Source organism: Undibacterium sp. Di26W (assembly GCF_049340265.1).
GTDB lineage: Bacteria > Pseudomonadota > Gammaproteobacteria > Burkholderiales > Burkholderiaceae_D > Undibacterium.
Map to the genome: position 1 here is coordinate 38,423 of NZ_JBMPOR010000010.1, position 16,346 is coordinate 54,768.

The following is a 16,346-nucleotide window of genomic DNA, read 5'->3' on the forward strand; positions in this document are numbered from 1 at the left end:
CTGCTTTTCATATTGACGACAAGTAAATTATCGCACGGCAGTGAACACAATACTGCCGAAAGCAGGCAACAAAAATCGTCAATTAACAAATTCTGTCACTGCCATTTCCTGCATTGACAAAAAATGGCCGTGCAATGGCCGTGCAATGGCCGTGCAAGTAAGCATATGTAAAAAAATCGGCTACTTGTGTTGTACCCGTGTGAGAATATGGCTGGCAAGCAACTTGCTTGTTGTAGATCAGCTTCTGAACTATTCCTATTTTGATCAGAAGTTTCTCGTTTAAAAAAGCTGGCACATATCATGCTTATAGGTGAGTGCAGCACTTAATATAGTCTTGTTTCACTTCAATTTTAAGGATTTATCATGAAAACTATGCAAAAGGGTTTTACCCTCATCGAATTGATGATCGTTGTTGCGATTATCGGTATTCTGGCTGCTGTTGCTATTCCTGCTTACCAGGATTACACAGTTAAGTCCAAAGTATCTGAAGTTGGTAGCCTGATCGCTCCAGCATTGGCACAAGCTGGTGTTATGTGCTCTGGTGGTACTCTGGCATCTGCTGTAGACAACTCATCGATGGGCATACCAACTGCTAATCTCATAGCGGGTAAATACGTTGACTCAGTCACTGCTAGTGGCGGTACTGCTAGTTCAATTGTGATCACTGCACAGATGAACACCTCTTTAGTAGAATTGGGCACTGCGATGAACAAAACCGTCACTTACACTGGTGCGTGTGGTGTTGGTTCTTTGCGCTGGACTGTCAGTGGCACTGTTCCAGCTAAATATCTGCCTAAAGCTTAATGGTTAGAATTTAATTGTCAAAAAATAGGAAGATTTAAACGTCTTCCTATTTTTTTGGTACTTCAGATTTTTGTCGAAAAAGTCAATCAATTTAAGGATACAGCTCGAATTGATCGTCTGAATATCGCGTCCAGCTTGCTCTGCAAACCACCAACTACTTCAGGTGTTGCGCGTCGTTGGTTTGTCTTGATGATCAGGACTGTTTAAGCTCTGTACCCACAGAAAACCCCGATGCACAATTTTTAAGTTATAGATAAATTGTGACAATGATTCATAAATATTGCTCGAGGCTTTTTAGAATGTCCATAATAAGTTAAAGAGGTAATGTATGAGAGTCCAATTAAAAAAACAATATGTACAACGCGGCTTTACATTAATAGAATTAATGATAGTTGTTGCGATCATTGGCATTCTGGCAGCTGTGGCAATACCTGCCTATCAAGACTACACGATCAAGTCAAAAGTTTCCGAAGTGGGAAATTTAATTAGTCCCGCGCTACAGGTTGCTGGTGTAATGTGCTCTGTTGGTAATCTGGCATCTGCTACAGACAACACATCGATGGGTATTCCAGTTGCAACAGCCATATCGGGTAAATACGTTGACTCAGTAACTGCCGGACCAGCTAGCGCTACATCAATTGTAATTACCGCACAGTTAAACCCCACTTTAGTGGAATTAGGCACTGCGATGAACAAAAGCGTCATTTACACTGGTGCGTGCGGAGTTGGCTCTTTGCGCTGGACCGTCAGCGGCACTGTTCCAGCTAAATATCTACCTAAAGCTTAAATGCTTTAAATTACTCTTTATTCATCAAGCTGAACCAAGGAAGTAATTACTTTCTCGCAACAATAGCAATGTTCAATTTAATAAGACATACGCGAATTTGTCCAGCCAAAGCTAAAATTGTCCTCACGCAATTAACAATCGCCCATGTAATTTTTAATCTTATTATGATCCATTAGCAATTAAATAACCCAGATGAAAGCGCAAACGAAATTAAGAAATGGCAAGTAGTTGAAAGCCCGCTTTTCATAGAATATTGCAACCCCTTGAAATTGTTTGATCCGGTAAAAAAGTTCTAAAAAATTGCGATCTATATGCAAATAATGATCATAACTACGTTGCATAATACAGTTTCTTTTGGGAAAATGAAGGCCTTCGCTCCCGCAGCTTCAATACAATCGATCAGTGTATCGGCATGGCAGCCGTTGTCAGCCAGTACCTCGTCGGGCTTCAAGCCATAAGGCGTGTAATATCTGCGACTTCTCCGCCACACAAGCGGCCCTTGGGGACTTTCAGTTTTGGGTGCCCGCCGCATGCTGTACCTTCAAAGCAAAGCTCATGAGCAGAAAGAGTAAATAACTTTAAATCCATCATTCTGATCGTGGAATTCAGTATTGTTTCTGCCATTCCCAGAATACCCCCTCAAAGCGCCATATCACTTCCGCCATGACATACGGTTACGGCCGCTACCAGGATATGCTTTGACACAGTGTATCAGTGGTATTTTAAAGAATGAATTTCTACTCTTAACTCAAAAACTTTAAATAAGCTCGCCAGATGATCAGGTAATCTATCGTCATTTACAAAACAAACGGCCTCATTTGGAACTTCTTTACAAAACGTGCGGTGCATCAAACGTTTTGGCAATATTTTCGGCTATCAGCCTATTTTAGGACTGGACATCAACAATGATAAAAAATCGCTTTCCTGCATTCGCCCTGTTCCTGGTTCTGATAATCACATTTTTCGTTTACCAGCCCGGATTGAGTGGCTATTTCATGTTTGACGATAACCTCAATATCCTTGGCAACAATAAACTCCGTATCACAAGTGTGGATTGGTCAAGCCTGAAACAGGCAGCTTTTTCCGGAACCACAGGTCTGCTGGGCCGGCCCATCAGTATGTTGAGTTTTGCACTGGATTATCTGGTTGCAGAATATAATCCCCGCCAGTTCAAACTTACCAATCTGCTTATTCACTTGCTAAATGGTATTTGTGTTTATTTTCTTGCCCTACTGCTCTTAAAGGCCCATCGTGCAAAATTTGCCGCCAGTATACCGCTTTCCAGTGCAGGTTGGGTCAGCGTCTGTATCGCGGCAGCCTGGTTGTTACATCCACTAAACCTGTCCAGTGTCTTGTATGTAGTACAGCGCATGACCAGTCTGAGCAGCCTATTTTGCTTTCTTGGCCTGATTTGTTATGTCCATGGCCGCTTGTTGATGGCAAGCAATAGCAAGGGCTGGTTATACGTATTCACCGCCGTCTTTGTATTGACCCCGCTAGCCATGTTTAGCAAGGAAAATGGTGCCTTGCTGCCGCTCTTCCTTTTTTTAACAGAATGTATTTTCTTTGGCTTTACTGCCCCCGTTCTATCCAGGAAATTACTCAAAACCTTATACCTCTGCACCTTGGCCATACCGCTGCTGGTGATATCTATTTTTCTGGTCTTGCATCCTGAATGGATGGGCAGTACTTACAAGATACGTGACTTTACCCTGGCCGAGCGCCTGCTGACAGAGGCACGCATCGTCTGGTTTTACATACGCCTGGTATTTGTGCCGGATATCAATGTGCTGGGATTGTTTCATGACGATATCTCCTTGTCCAAAGACTGGCTGGAACCCTTCACCACCTTGCCCGCCTGCCTGGGCATATTGGGACTGGGATTAGCTGGTATTGTTGGCTATAAGCGCATGCCCATTGCCGCCTATGGCATACTGTTTTTCCTGGTCGGCCACAGCATGGAATCAAGTTTCATCCCCCTGGAATTAATCCATGAACACAGGAACTATTTACCGTCTTTCGGCCTGATTTTTTCCCTTATGTTTTACCTGTTTGTGCCTGGCAAGCAAAATGAAAGCATGAAAATCCGTAGTTTACTGGCCGTTTTCATTCTAATCATGTTGGGCAGCATCAGTTATCTGAGAGCAGTTCAATGGGGTGATGCGGTAGAAATGAAACTGAAGGAAGTCGCACACCATCCTGAGTCAACCAGGGCCAATATAGACATCGCGGCATTTTATGCAGCAATGCCGGCAATAAATCAAGAAGAAGAGGACGACTACTATAAGCAGGCTTACCAGTTTTATGCCAAGGCAGCCGAATTGTCCGCTTCGGACACGCTGGGCTTAATGGGTTTGATCTCATTGAATGCCAATAGAACGATGCCTGTTGAAGATGTATGGGTAAACACGCTGACACAACGCTTGACTAAGTTTCCGTTTGCAACCAATACTGGAAACTTTTTATCAAGATTAAACCAGTGCACGATAGCCAAAAACTGCCAGGGTATTGACAACACCGTCGGGCAATTATTTGAGGCGGCATTCAAAAATCCGACTTTGGCAGGCGGAACAAAAACGCAATTACTATTTGCGTGGAGTGAGTATTTGCTGCAAATCCGGCAAGATTCGACGGCGGCCTTGCGAGCCGCTCGTGACGCTGCAGCCTCGGCACCCAATGATATTGATGCACAAATGAATACCGCCATCATCCTCGTGAAGTTGAAATTGAATGAAGAAGCAAAAAAACAAATTGCCGTAGTTCGCCAGCTTGATCATTTGCAAACGCATACCAGCTCACTGGCCGAGCTGGAAAAGCTTGTCAAGTAAAAACAACAAGACCATCATTATGTCCCCTACCCTGTCCATCATCCTTCCTGCCAAGAACGAAGCTGCTTCCTTGCAGAGTCTGTTGCCCAAACTGCGAGAATATGCAGGCGAGGCAGAAATCATCGTCGTTGACGATGGTTCTACCGATAACACGGTAGAGATATGCCAGCAAAATCAGGTGAAAGTCATCTCTCATCCTTACAGCATAGGTAATGGCGGTGCCATCAAATCTGGCGCTAGGGCGGCCAAGGGTGAAACGCTATTGTTCATGGATGCTGATGGCCAGCACAAACCGGAAGATATTCCACGCCTGTTGGCGAAACTGGGTGAAAAATACGACATGGTAGTTGGTGCGCGCGACCGCGCATCGCAAGCTGGCGCCCACCGCGCTGTCGCCAATGGTTTTTACAATCACCTGTCGAGCTGGATGGTGGGGCAAAAGATACATGACCTGACATCCGGCTTCCGTGCAGTGAATGCCAAAAAGTTTCGCAAATTCCTGTACCTGCTACCGAATACCTTTTCCTACCCTACCACAATTACCATGAGTTTCTTTCGTGCCGGCTATGCCATAGCCTATGTGCCGATCGAAGCGCCAAAACGCATCGGTAAAAGCCATGTGCATGTGATCAAGGATGGTTTCCGGTTCTTGCTGATCATTATCAAGATCGGCACACTGTATTCGCCACAAAAATTGTTCTTGCCGATCAGCCTGTCATTCTTTACGACAGGACTGGCCTATTATCTGTATACGTTTATCACGACACACCGCTTCACCAATATGAGTGCGCTGATGTTTATCTCGGCCATACTCACCTTCCTGATCGGGATAGTATCGGAACAGGTATCTGCCTTGCACTACAAGGATAGCGACAATGAGCCATCCGGCCAGTAAGGCTAGCCTGGATGTCTTGCTGGTCAGCACCTCGTACCCGAAAAATGCAAAAGACTGGCAGGGGCGATTTATTGCTGACATGTTGCAGTCCCTGTCCGAAAAAACATCGCTGACGCTCAGCCTGTGGGCACCTTCTGGCGACATACCTGCCAATGTCCGCAACAGTCTGACGGGCGAAGATGCGCTATGGCTGGATGGCATGCTGGCAGAAGGTGGTATCGCCCATATCGTGCGCAGCAAGGGAATAAAAGGTGCGTTTTATGTACTCAAGCTATTAAACCTGCTGCGACGCACTTATCGTGGGCCACATCAGCCTGACGTTGCCCATGTCAACTGGCTGCAAAATGCCCTGCCTTTATGGGGAAGCACCACACCCGCATTGATTACCGTCCTCGGTACCGATTTCGCCTTGCTACGGCTACCCGGCATGAAAGCAGCACTGCGTCATGTCATGGCACAGCGTCCCTGCATCATTGCCCCCAATGCAGAATGGATGCAGCCAACATTGCAACACGCCTTTGGCGATGTGGCAGAAATCCGTGTCATTCCTTTTGGAGTGGAAAAGAAATGGTTTGCCATACAGCGACACACTCCGGCACCGGCGATCAAGAAATGGCTGGTGATTACCCGCATCACAAAAAACAAGCTGGGCACCTTGCTGGAATGGGCTAAAAATCTGGTGCATGAGCAACGCGAAATACACCTTTTCGGCCCCATGCAGGAGCAGATAGAACTACCGGACTGGTTGCATTACCATGGCCCCACCAATCCCACCGCTCTGGTCGGCGAATGGTTTCCGCAGGCAACCGGTGTACTCACACTCAGCCAGCATGATGAGGGCCGTCCACAGGTTTTGCTGGAAGCCATGGCGGCTGGCCTGCCAGTGATCGTCTCTGACATCCCTGGACATACCAGCCTGGTTCAGGACAAAAAAACCGGCTGGATTTGCGATAGCCAGTCCAAACTGCAACAGGCGCTGGATTTCCTTGACGATCCAGAGAATAATGAACTCACAGGCAAAGCAGCACAAACCTGGATAAAAACAAAAATCGGTACCTGGGACGAATGCGCAAGTCGTTATGAATCAGCTTATTTTGATTTGATGGCAAAAAAATGAACAGCGATGGCATCCTGATTATTGGTGGCACTGGCTTCATGGGATCAGCCATTGCCCGTGGCCTGCAACATGACCCGGATTGCCGGCAACGCCCCATCCATATTCTGGCAAGGCATGCAGAACCAGCGTTGCCGTCAGATATACAAGTACACCGCGGCAGCATGGATAATAGCGATCTTTTGCGTAGCCTGTTACCTGGCTGCTCTACGATTATCCATGCGGCTTCGTCGACTACACCAGGCGTTTCGGCAAAACAGCCAACACTGGAAGCAAGCCAGAATATACTGCCGACCTTGCGCTTTATTGAATTGCTCAATGAATGCGGGCCAAAACAACTGCTGTTCTTTTCTTCTGGCGGCACTTTTTATGGCAATCCGGATAGTTCACCAGTATCTGAAAATACCCCTTTCTCGCCACGTTCGTATTACGGTGCTGGCAAGGTCGCCATAGAAGCCTTTTTGCAGGTCTACCAAGTGCAGACTGGCAGCAAGGTCACCATATTGCGCCCCTCTAACGTGTACGGCTGCGGCCAGGCTTTCCGTCCGGGCTTTGGTGTAATCCGTACCATGCTGGAACATGTATTGCGCGACACCACCATAGATATCTGGGGTGACGGCGAAACCATACGTGATTTTTTGTATATCGATGATCTGGTGAATGCCTGTCTGACCCTTATCCGGCAGGGTGATGTCAGCGGCAGCTACAATATCGGTTATGGCGTCGGCCACAGCCTGAATGAGGTCATACGCAGTATGGAAACCATGTGCGGGCGTAAGCTGAAAGTGAATTACCAGCCGGCACGCCAGGTGGATGTGGCACGCATCGTACTCAATAACGACAAGCTCGCCCGGCAATTGAACTGGCAACCCCAGGTTTCACTCGACCAGGGAATAACACTGACCTGGCAAAGTCTGCAAGGATAGAGCCCGATGACCTCTGCATCACCACCGGACAAAGCCCCCGTCTGCAGCGTCTGCATTGCCAATTACAATGGACTCAAGCTGATTGATGCCTGCCTGCAATCCGTCTTGCAGCAGCAATTTTCCGGCACAATTGAAATCATCGTCCATGACGATGCTTCAACCGATGGTTCAGCCGACTATATCCGTACCCACTACCCTCAGGTCCAGCTGATTGCCAGCAATGACAATGTCGGTTTTTGCATATCGAATAACCGCATGGCAGACATTGCACGGGGTGAATACTTACTCTTGCTGAACAATGATGCAGAATTGTTTGATGATGCCATTGCCACGCTCTACGCGCATGCGCAAAATTTGCAGCAACCCGCCATACTGGGCCTGCCGCAATATGATGCGGCTACCGGCAAGCTGATCGACATCGGCAGCAGTTTTGATCTATTCCTCAATCCAGTTCCCAATCTGAATCCGGAAAAGCAAGAGGCAGGCATGATCATCGGTGCCTGCTTGTGGATGCCACGAACATTGTGGATGGAAATTGGTGGTTTTCCGGACTGGTTTGGCTCGCTTGCAGAAGACATGTATGTCTGCTGCGTAGCGCGCTTGTACGCCTATCCAGTGCTAGCCCTGGGGACATCCGGTTTTCGTCACTGGGTCGGACAAAGCCTGGGTGGCGGCAAGGTGCTTGAAAACAAACTCAGCACCAAACTGACACGACGCGTGGTATCTGAACGTAACAAAACCTATGTCATGATCATGACAAGTCCTGCGCCATTGATTTATCTTCTTTTACCGCTGCATCTGTGCATGCTGTTATTGGAAGGCCTGGTACTTGCAGCGTTAAAACAACGCTGGACATTGTTTAGCCAAATCTACTGGGGCTGCTTGAAATCACAGTGGCAGGAAAAAAAACGGCTGGCTGCCTGGCGCCGTCAAATACAAAGCAAGCGCGCTGTCAGTCAGTCTGACTACCTCAAAGTATTCTCTTTGGTCCCGTATAAACTGCGCATGCTTTTCAGACATGGATTACCCGAAGTTAAATAAAATCCGCAGCTAGATGCATCACAAAAAGTTCGTCACATCAAACCCCACCAGACTCAGGTTATTGATATTCTTGAGCGTGCCGACCAGTGTAATTTCATCCGGCGTAATATTCGCAACATCATTCTGGTTAATCACAAACCAGATACTGGCATCGCCAATGATGTCCGCAGTGATCAACACCATCTTGGTAGCTACTGTCGGTGCAGCGAAAGCCTTGCCGGCACCAAATAAGGCAGCCAGTTTTGTCGGGTCCAGGGCATTGCCCTGAACTGTCAGTACATCACCATTTGCCCAGGCCTTGGGCACGGCGCTGGCAGCATTCACGGCAGCAATCTTGGTGGTACCTGTTTTATTCAGGAAGGATGAAAAATTCAATACATCCCCACCCTTGCCTATCGCGAAATTGGTGATCAGGTCATTGCCATTTTCCTGAGGTGTAATGCCAAACGAATACGTGTCGATAGCAGCACCACCTTGCAGGGTGTCATTCCCTTTGCCACCGTTAAAAAAATTCGGGTAGGCAGAACCTGTCAGTATGTTATTGCCATCATCGCCCTTGAGGGTAGTCGTCACGGTAACTTTGCTGCCACCTGTGGTTGTGGTGCTAGCTGCAGCCAGGCTGCTGAGATCAACATTATTGACCTGTTGTATGCTGCCACTGAGTAAATCCAGGTTCTTACCGTCCAGCAAAAGTTTGTCCAGCAACAAGTCCACTGACAGCGGTGTCGTCAATGCCCCCTTGCCACTCAACAAATGATTGGTTTCATTCAGTGGAATATCGATGAAATTGATTTGCAGATCAGACTTGACGGCATTGATGATATTCACCACCTTGCCACCAGTGAATGCGGCATTGTCCAGCGTCACGGTCAAATTACTGACATTATTAACACTATTGTTACTGGTAGCAAAACCCGTCAGTGTCAAGGTTGCCGTGGTATCGGTGGTCTTGGTCAGGCTGGCCGTCAGGCCGGCAGGCACATTCGATACTTTACCCAGGCTGGCACCGACATTGCCCTTAAAGGTATCACCGGTCAGGATAAGCGTGACGGTATTGACGATGCTGCCGTCATTGAGCTGTTTTTCATTAAATACCGTGGAAGAATAGCTAATACTGCCTATGGTCGGTGTCACTTCAGAAGCTTGCGCTACCTTCAGCACCAGTTGCTCAACATTGGCAGGAGCAGCAGCAGCCTCTGCTGCGGTAGGCATACGTCCCAGCAGCGTGGTGTACACCACGCTGGCATACACCTTGGTTGCCGCCGAGGTTTGAAATTCTGATGACTGCGCAAACTGGTTCAGAATTTCACCACGCAACATACCACCCGCCATTTGCTGCAGCCAGTAATCACGGCCTGCGACATCGGCATTACGCCCCAGCACGTTTTGGTAGATCAGGTCCAGATACTGGGTATTCGATATATTGCTACCGTATTTGGCAACAAATTCTTCCGATTGCGCAAAGGTCTGGGCAATTTGCAGATTACTGCCACCGTTTCTTTGCACGCCCATCCAGAACAAAAAACCGTCATAGTCAGGAATGCGATTAAAGGCGGCAAAATAAAGACGCACTATCTGTTCCGCTTCCGGGCTGTAATCAGTTGCGGTCAAGAAATTGTATTCAACACCAGCCCGTGTCAGCAGGCCGGAATCCAGGCGTGCCGCATACAAATCAACCGTGGCCTGATCAGCCGGTTTATTCCACAACACCTGATACAGGCCCGTGACAAATTCTTTATTGGTTTTGGCCATCATTGCACCTGAACGATTTACAGCAAAGGAAAGAAAAACAATATGACAGACCTTACCCGCAAGCAAATCCGTCTCTAGCTCTATAACGGCAGAATTCTGGATAATTTCAGCATAGCTATTTTTCCGTAGGGCAAAAACACTATTTTCGCCAAGTATAGTGGATAAGTTTCATGCTCAATTCAAACAACAACTATTGAAAAGCAGGGCAATTCGCCATGTACCGCACACAGGTCCATACCAAAAAGCAAGGAAGTTGTACTTTTATTGATGCCAGCAGTTCAATGCGATAATCTATAGGCAAGAAAGAACCTGCGGCAACCATACCGGAAGTTTACTGATTTGTAAGAAAACCATGAAAATCACCGTCCTGTTCCCCACCCAGACCGAAGCCAGCCAGTTCCAGCGTGACGATGTCAGCACCATCATCTCTGGCGTCGGCCTGAGCGCCACGGCACATGCCACGACCAAACTGATCTGTCAGCAAAAACCGGACATGCTGATCATGGCAGGCATAGCTGGTGCCTACCCCCATTCTGGCCTGAAGATCGGTGACGTCTGCCTGGTCGCCGCAGAGGTGGAAGGTGACCTGGGATTCTTTACCCCCGCCGGGTTTGTGCATCTCGCCCATTTACCGATAGACATGGAATTCGAACGTCGCCACACCCTGGCCTGTCCACATCTGCCCGTCAACTCACTCTTCCCGCTGGCCCGCAGCATGTCATTGAATGCGGCCATGGCACCGTTTGTGAATACCAGCGAAGTCGACCTGGAAAACATGGAAGGTGCGGCTTTTTTTCATACCTGTCTGCAAGAAAATCAGGCCTTCCTGGAATTGCGCGCCATCTCGAATTTTGTCAATATTCATAGTGATGAATGGGATATGCAAGGTTCGGTCAAAGCCATGACCGCCGGTCTGCATCGATTGATTGACTCGCTATTGCAATCTACGCAATAGAAAAAATGGAGCCACAGTTTTGCCATGCTAAGGTACAACTTACAACGCAGCTTTTTATTTATTCTGAAAGCAGCATTCGCGCTGGTTACCGGTGTTGTCAGCGTTGCCAGCGCTGCTGAGTCTGGGCCGCTGATCATTCCCATGACCTGGAACGCACAAACGTCGTTATTTACGGTTGACGTTAACATCGGCAATGCAAGCTTGAAATTGATAGTCGATTCAGGCTCAAGCAATCAAGTGATCATTGACAGCACGGCCAAACTATTAGGAATCGATACGAGTAAGCTTCCTGAAGCAGGTAAAGGCAAAGACCATGCGGGCAATCCGGTACCCATAAAGATACTGGCTATGCTCAATGCAAGCATGGCCTCGCGTGAAGTCACATTAAACAATGTCGTCATTATTCCCGATAATCCGGATATGACCAAATTGGGCATTGCCGGCGTGATCTCACCGCAGCTCTTGTTTGACAACCCGATTAAACTCGACTTTGCCCGCCAGGAATGGTTGGTCAATCCAAAAGCAACGCCCTTCGTTCTGGAAAAAACCAGCAAAGCCTACTGGTACAAAAAGAATAAAATCTTTACTGAAATTGCAGCTGAAGCACATACGCCCGTGCTGGCCATGCTGGATACGGGCTCAGGCACCACTAAATTTGAAGCAGACTATCTGGGCAGGAATCTAAAGGAAACGGATTGCGCGGTTCGTGGTGTGGCGGGTTGCGGCAAGGGTCAGAGAGATGACACACCAACCAGGATATCCTTCGCAGGAAAGGAATTGACACTCGCCAGCGTCGTACTTCAAAAGGAAATACGTCATAGCGACAAGACCGACGAACGAGCGTTGATAGGTATGAGCATCTTGCGTTTTTGCAGCATTACCATCAACCACAGACTGGATGAGCAAATTGGTATTGCATGCATGAATGAACTGCCGAAAAATTGAGATACACAAAAACGCAAGAGCAGACTTGGCGCATCTATCTCATCACCGCGGCGGATATCGCTGTTTTACAAGCCTGCGCCTGACGGCACAACTGAACTCCACTACAGAATGCCGACAAAATAAGCTGTAATTGTTACCTGTGCTGTTGCACCGACTGGTCTACAGTTGTAGCTGTGTTGACACAGCTACGATCAAGGATAGCAATGAAAATCACGGACATCCCCTTTGGCACCACAGGCTGGAATTCGATAGCAACGACCGCCCATCCGGGGGTGACCGGCACCGCCTATTGGCGCACCTGCCACTTCGGTGACATACGCGTGCGCATGGTCGAATATACGCCCGGTTATCTGGCCGACCACTGGTGCAGCAAAGGCCATATCTTGCTATGCCTGGAAGGCGAACTGCACACGGAACTGGACGATGGCCGCATAGTGAGCTTGCGGGCAGGCATGAGCTACCAGGTAGCAGATGATGCAGAAGCCCATCGCTCATCGACCTCTACCGGTGCCAAGCTGTTTATTGTTGATTAAAAGCTCAGACCAAGCAGTTGAGATAGCGGCCCGCATCAGCGTAAACCCAGTAAAATGGCCAGGTTGAATTTATGCACATGCTACTCACCATATCTTGAACCAGCCCAGTTCCATTACCTATCCAGTCAGACACCAGGTCTTCCCCGTGCACCCCAAGCTGGTGACCCTGCTCATGCATGTACTGGTGGTGGAGCTGGATGACTGCAAGGCATCCTTACCCGCGACGCTATGTCCAGCCATCATGCTGTTCGTGCGAGGTGGTGGCCACATAGAAAATGCAGACCAAAGCCGCACGGAATCACCACGCTTTTTCTTGCGCGGGCCGACCATGACGCCCACGCATGTACACTACCCGGCAAATACCTTGGCGCTCTCGGTCTGCCTGCGGCCCGGCATGCTGCATCAGGCTACCGGCCTGAACGCCAACCATATCGCTGATGGCTACATCACGATGGACAGACTGGTGGGCAAAGAAAAACTCAGCGCATTTTTTCGCTCTTTGGACAGTGAGATTGAGATCAGCCGCATCGTCAGCCTGTTTCAGGATTTTTTGCTGGATATACTCGATCATCAAAAAAAGGGCAGTGTCGGCGCCGCATTTCTGGCAGCACATAAGAAAATCTTCTTTCCCCTGCTGGACCTGTCCGCCTATTTTGGGATAGGGCAAAGGCAGCTTGAACGCCGGGTACGTGATGCATTTGGTGTCACGCTACGCGATGTCCGGCGTATCGTACGCTTTGGCCAATCCCTGCCCGCCCTGATCAAACCGGATGTAGCCTGGGGTGACCTGACCCAGATTGCGCAAGACACCGGCTATTACGACCAGGCCCATATGCACAGGGAATATCTGGAACTGGCGGGCATTGCCCCGGCCCAGCTAAGGCAAAAAATCAATAGCCAGGACCCGGCTTACTGGATTTACCGCATCGCTACGCAAGATTTCTATGATCTGTTTTTATCGGTCGAATGACGGGTCGGTACAAATTTGACGCTTTGATACAAGTGCGCGGCAAACATATTGTTTAGACTGTTTTCCATGATTAAACATGAGGAAGCAAGATGAGTGCGACTGAAAACAACACAGTAGCGGGCGCCGTAGCGGGCACCGTATCGGGTGCCGTATCGGGTGCCGTAGCAGGTAGGTCAAATGCAACGTTGCAGGTCAGGCACCTGCATATCGATTTCTCTCAGGGCTTTGCTCGCCACTGGCTGGGCAACGATGCATTTCGTTCGCAGTTATTCAATGCTCAGTCCTTCAGCTTTCCTCTGGGAGAGCAGTATTTCATCGACAGTGTACGCGCTGCCCTGCCGCTACTGACAAATGAAAAACTGAAAGCCGATGTCAAGGGTTTCATCGCTCAGGAATCTACCCACCGCCATATCCATGAACAATACAACCGGCAACTGAATGCCCAGGGCCTGAGTTATTTCATCGAGCCTTTTGTAGCCTGGCGCATACGCACGGCAGCCGGACTGAGTGTCAAAAACAACCTGGCAATCACCATGGCGTATGAGCATTTCACAGCAATTTTTGCCGACGGTGTCTTGAGTGAAGCAAAATGGGTGGAGGATGCTGTAGAGCCGATGAAACGTTTATGGACCTGGCATTCGATAGAAGAAACCGAACACAAATCCGTGGTCTTTGATGTCTATCAAGCCCTGGGAGGTGGTTATTGGCGGCGCGTCGCCTGGTTGCTCTATGTGACGATACTGTTCAGCTTTGACACCGCAGTACAGACCGCCCATTGTCTGTATCGCGATGGCGAATTATTCAAAGCTAAAACGCTATGGCAAGGATTGAAATTCTATTTTGGTCGCCGTGGCCTGACATGGTTTTCATTGCCGCAATACCTGGCTTACTTCAAGCCGGGCTTTCAGCCATGGGAACACGACAATCTCCACCTCGCCCAGCAATGGTTGCAGGAACATAGTGAAGCCTATCATGAAATCGGCAAGCAAGTCGAGGTCTGAACCAGCATCAATCATTACGTACATCATCGTCGTGTTTGAATGAAAAAAGCTCGCTTGAAGCGAGCTTTTTTACTGCCTGTCTGAACCTGAAATCAATGTGAATGAATGCGAATCAATGCTGCAGCAAGGCATTCACTTCTGCCAGGTCTTCTTCTTTCAGCGTACCAGCAGCAGACTTCAGGCGCAGGCCGTTAAGGACGGTGTCATAACGCGCTTTTGCCAAAGTTTGACGGGTTGTGTACAACTGTTGCTGCGCATTCAGCACGTCGATATTGATACGCACACCAACCTGATAACCGAGTTTATTTGAATCCAGAGCAGACTGGCTGGAGATTTCTGCAGCTTCATACGCCTTCACCTGGGCCAACCCGGAAGTCACGCCAACAAAAGCCTGACGTGCACCCTGAGCCGCTGTACGGCGCGCGTTTTCATAATCACTGCGTGCCTTGTCTTCCAGTGCAATCGATTCCTTGACGCGGCTGTTAACAGCAAAACCAGAGAACAGTGGGATATTCCATTGTATGCCTATGGTAGTAGGCTTGATGACGCCGCTTGAAGGCGGGTTGGTCGCGCCACCCGTGGTCTGGCGACCGGTCGTCGCTACCAGGTCAACTGTGGGGTAATGACCGGCACGGCTTTTTTCGATATCGCGTTTGGCAATTTCCACCGCAACTTGCGAAGCGACCACACTGTAGTTTTGCTTTTCTGCCGAACCAACCCAGTCATCAATCACTGCCGGTTGTGGCGCATTCAGTTTGACGCCAGGCCGCAGTGGCGCCAATTCACCGGCTTCTTTGGCAATAATTTGCTGCAAGGCTGCGCGCTTGATTTCCAAATCACTCTGGCCTGCATATTCCTGTGCCGTCACCAGGTCATAACGTGCTTGTGCTTCATGCGTGTCAGTGATGGTGGAAGTACCTACTTCAAAATTGCGTTTGGCAGAAGCTAATTGTTCAGAGATGGCGCTCTTTTGTGCACGCAGGGTTTCCAGTGTGTCCAGCGCTGCCAGTACATCGAAATAAGCTTGCGCTACCCGCACGATCAGGTCTTGTCTGGACTGGGCAAACTGCGCTTCGGTGACCAGCAGCAAGAGTTTGCTTTGTTCATATTGCTGCCAGTTGGTCCAGTTGAACAAGGGCTGTGACAGCGCCAGCGTCCAGGCATTGGATGTGCCTTTCACGGTGCGCGAACCAGGAAAGGCATCGACTTCAGCGTCGGTGCTGGATTTAGTGTCCGATCCTCTCAAAGCGACACCTGGCAACAGGCCGGCACGGCCCTGTATTGGTTTTTCCTGTCCAGCCGTCAACGATGCCCGGGCACTCGCATACTGCGCATCATTTGCCAAAGCATCCTTGTAGATTTGCAGCAAATCTGTGGCGTTTGCATTCAGCGAAAGGAAGGCACTGGCAAGCAGTGTGGCAAGAATAGGATTACGCATGTAACGCTCCGAAAAAAAGTAAATTAATAGGTAGGCATTGCTGGGTCGACTTGCTGCGCCCATGCATGCACCCCACCCGTCAGGTTAATTGTCTGGGTATAACCCTGACGCTCTAAAAAATTTGCTACCTGCATACTGCGTCCACCGTGATGACAGATGCAGACAATCACGTCATCCGGTTCCAGTTCATGAAAACTCGTTGGTACCGTTTGCATGGGCATCAGTTGCACACCGGGGATATGACAAGTCTGATGCTCCCAAGGTTCCCGTACATCGAGTAAAACAGGTGGATTTCTACTGCTATCGTTCAACCATTGCGCAAGTTCGGTGGCAGTGATGTGTTGCATGATTTTTTTC

General features: G+C 48.8%; 15 protein-coding genes. 12 read left to right on the forward strand and 3 right to left on the reverse strand.

The features are described 5' to 3' along the window. Nucleotides 1-372 precede the first annotated feature (372 nt). The 7 genes from ACO0LM_RS13710 to ACO0LM_RS13740 all read left to right on the forward strand — a co-directional run bounded on the left by ACO0LM_RS13710 (nt 373) and on the right by ACO0LM_RS13740 (nt 8,395). The gene (locus tag ACO0LM_RS13710; RefSeq protein ID WP_423037968.1) at nt 373-804 is read left to right on the forward strand and encodes a pilin; all 432 of its coding nucleotides are present in this window, start codon (nt 373-375) and stop codon (nt 802-804) included. A gap of 328 nt (nt 805-1,132) precedes the next feature. Beyond that, nucleotides 1,133-1,591, forward strand: coding sequence for a pilin (locus ACO0LM_RS13715; protein WP_423037850.1), 459 nt, complete (start codon nt 1,133-1,135; stop codon nt 1,589-1,591). Nucleotides 1,592-2,586: 995 nt separating this feature from the next. Next, nucleotides 2,587-4,419, forward strand: a complete 1,833-nt coding sequence (locus ACO0LM_RS13720) for a hypothetical protein (RefSeq protein WP_423037851.1) — start codon at nt 2,587-2,589, stop codon at nt 4,417-4,419. Then, nucleotides 4,409-5,314: a glycosyltransferase family 2 protein gene (locus tag ACO0LM_RS13725; protein WP_423037852.1), complete on the forward strand. Its 906-nt coding sequence runs from the start codon at nt 4,409-4,411 to the stop codon at nt 5,312-5,314. The genes ACO0LM_RS13720 and ACO0LM_RS13725 overlap by 11 nt, the downstream gene beginning before the upstream one ends. After that, nucleotides 5,295-6,431, forward strand: coding sequence for a glycosyltransferase family 4 protein (locus ACO0LM_RS13730; RefSeq protein ID WP_423037853.1), 1,137 nt, complete (start codon nt 5,295-5,297; stop codon nt 6,429-6,431). Before ACO0LM_RS13725 ends, ACO0LM_RS13730 begins: the two co-directional genes overlap by 20 nt. Further along, nucleotides 6,428-7,354: an NAD-dependent epimerase/dehydratase family protein gene (locus ACO0LM_RS13735; RefSeq protein WP_423037854.1), complete on the forward strand. Its 927-nt coding sequence runs from the start codon at nt 6,428-6,430 to the stop codon at nt 7,352-7,354. The genes ACO0LM_RS13730 and ACO0LM_RS13735 overlap by 4 nt, the downstream gene beginning before the upstream one ends. Before the next feature lie 6 nt (nt 7,355-7,360). Beyond that, complete coding sequence (locus ACO0LM_RS13740) at nt 7,361-8,395, forward strand: glycosyltransferase family 2 protein (protein ID WP_423037855.1); 1,035 nt, start codon at nt 7,361-7,363, stop codon at nt 8,393-8,395. 18 nt (nt 8,396-8,413) lie between these two features. On the opposite strand, the gene ACO0LM_RS13745 is transcribed toward ACO0LM_RS13740, so the two are convergent. Then, nucleotides 8,414-10,150 (reverse strand): DUF4214 domain-containing protein, encoded by a 1,737-nt coding sequence (locus ACO0LM_RS13745; protein ID WP_423037856.1) that lies wholly within the window; start codon nt 10,148-10,150, stop codon nt 8,414-8,416. 349 nt (nt 10,151-10,499) lie between these two features. Here ACO0LM_RS13745 and ACO0LM_RS13750 point away from each other — a divergent pair, with 349 nt between their 5' ends. The 5 genes from ACO0LM_RS13750 (at nt 10,500) to ACO0LM_RS13770 (ending at nt 14,551) form a co-directional block, all read left to right on the forward strand. Beyond that, entirely contained in the window at nt 10,500-11,102 is a 603-nt protein-coding gene (locus ACO0LM_RS13750; protein WP_423037857.1) for a hypothetical protein, read from the forward strand. Between the two features lie 141 nt (nt 11,103-11,243). Next, a complete protein-coding gene (locus ACO0LM_RS13755; RefSeq protein WP_423037858.1) occupies nt 11,244-12,047 on the forward strand; it encodes a hypothetical protein in 804 nt (267 codons plus the stop codon). Nucleotides 12,048-12,250: 203 nt separating this feature from the next. Further along, a complete protein-coding gene (locus ACO0LM_RS13760; RefSeq protein ID WP_423037859.1) occupies nt 12,251-12,580 on the forward strand; it encodes a DHCW motif cupin fold protein in 330 nt (109 codons plus the stop codon). Nucleotides 12,581-12,674: 94 nt separating this feature from the next. Then, entirely contained in the window at nt 12,675-13,550 is an 876-nt protein-coding gene (locus tag ACO0LM_RS13765) for a helix-turn-helix domain-containing protein (protein WP_423037860.1), read from the forward strand. Between the two features lie 89 nt (nt 13,551-13,639). Beyond that, a complete protein-coding gene (locus ACO0LM_RS13770) occupies nt 13,640-14,551 on the forward strand; it encodes a metal-dependent hydrolase (RefSeq protein WP_423037861.1) in 912 nt (303 codons plus the stop codon). 112 nt (nt 14,552-14,663) lie between these two features. On the opposite strand, the gene ACO0LM_RS13775 is transcribed toward ACO0LM_RS13770, so the two are convergent. Both ACO0LM_RS13775 and ACO0LM_RS13780 read right to left on the reverse strand, forming a co-directional pair. Continuing rightward, nucleotides 14,664-15,989, reverse strand: coding sequence for a TolC family outer membrane protein (locus ACO0LM_RS13775; protein ID WP_423037862.1), 1,326 nt, complete (start codon nt 15,987-15,989; stop codon nt 14,664-14,666). Nucleotides 15,990-16,012: 23 nt separating this feature from the next. Beyond that, nucleotides 16,013-16,336: a rhodanese-like domain-containing protein gene (locus ACO0LM_RS13780; protein ID WP_422986610.1), complete on the reverse strand. Its 324-nt coding sequence runs from the start codon at nt 16,334-16,336 to the stop codon at nt 16,013-16,015. Nucleotides 16,337-16,346: the final 10 nt, after the last annotated feature.

Bases quoted from the DNA above. Each gene is read 5' to 3' on its own strand.
- ACO0LM_RS13730 (WP_423037853.1), top strand. From the start codon at position 5,295: ATGAGCCATCCGGCCAGTAAGGCTAGCCTGGATGTCTTGCTGGTCAGC.
- ACO0LM_RS13740 (WP_423037855.1), top strand. From the start codon at position 7,361: ATGACCTCTGCATCACCACCGGACAAAGCCCCCGTCTGCAGCGTCTGC.
- ACO0LM_RS13735 (WP_423037854.1), top strand. From the start codon at position 6,428: ATGAACAGCGATGGCATCCTGATTATTGGTGGCACTGGCTTCATGGGA.
- ACO0LM_RS13755 (WP_423037858.1), top strand. From the start codon at position 11,244: ATGACCTGGAACGCACAAACGTCGTTATTTACGGTTGACGTTAACATC.
- ACO0LM_RS13770 (WP_423037861.1), top strand. From the start codon at position 13,640: ATGAGTGCGACTGAAAACAACACAGTAGCGGGCGCCGTAGCGGGCACC.
- ACO0LM_RS13760 (WP_423037859.1), top strand. From the start codon at position 12,251: ATGAAAATCACGGACATCCCCTTTGGCACCACAGGCTGGAATTCGATA.
- ACO0LM_RS13750 (WP_423037857.1), top strand. From the start codon at position 10,500: ATGAAAATCACCGTCCTGTTCCCCACCCAGACCGAAGCCAGCCAGTTC.
- ACO0LM_RS13720 (WP_423037851.1), top strand. From the start codon at position 2,587: ATGTTTGACGATAACCTCAATATCCTTGGCAACAATAAACTCCGTATC.
- ACO0LM_RS13780 (WP_422986610.1), bottom strand. From the start codon at position 16,336: ATGCAACACATCACTGCCACCGAACTTGCGCAATGGTTGAACGATAGC.
- ACO0LM_RS13715 (WP_423037850.1), top strand. From the start codon at position 1,133: ATGAGAGTCCAATTAAAAAAACAATATGTACAACGCGGCTTTACATTA.
- ACO0LM_RS13775 (WP_423037862.1), bottom strand. From the start codon at position 15,989: ATGCGTAATCCTATTCTTGCCACACTGCTTGCCAGTGCCTTCCTTTCG.
- ACO0LM_RS13745 (WP_423037856.1), bottom strand. From the start codon at position 10,150: ATGATGGCCAAAACCAATAAAGAATTTGTCACGGGCCTGTATCAGGTG.
- ACO0LM_RS13710 (WP_423037968.1), top strand. From the start codon at position 373: ATGCAAAAGGGTTTTACCCTCATCGAATTGATGATCGTTGTTGCGATT.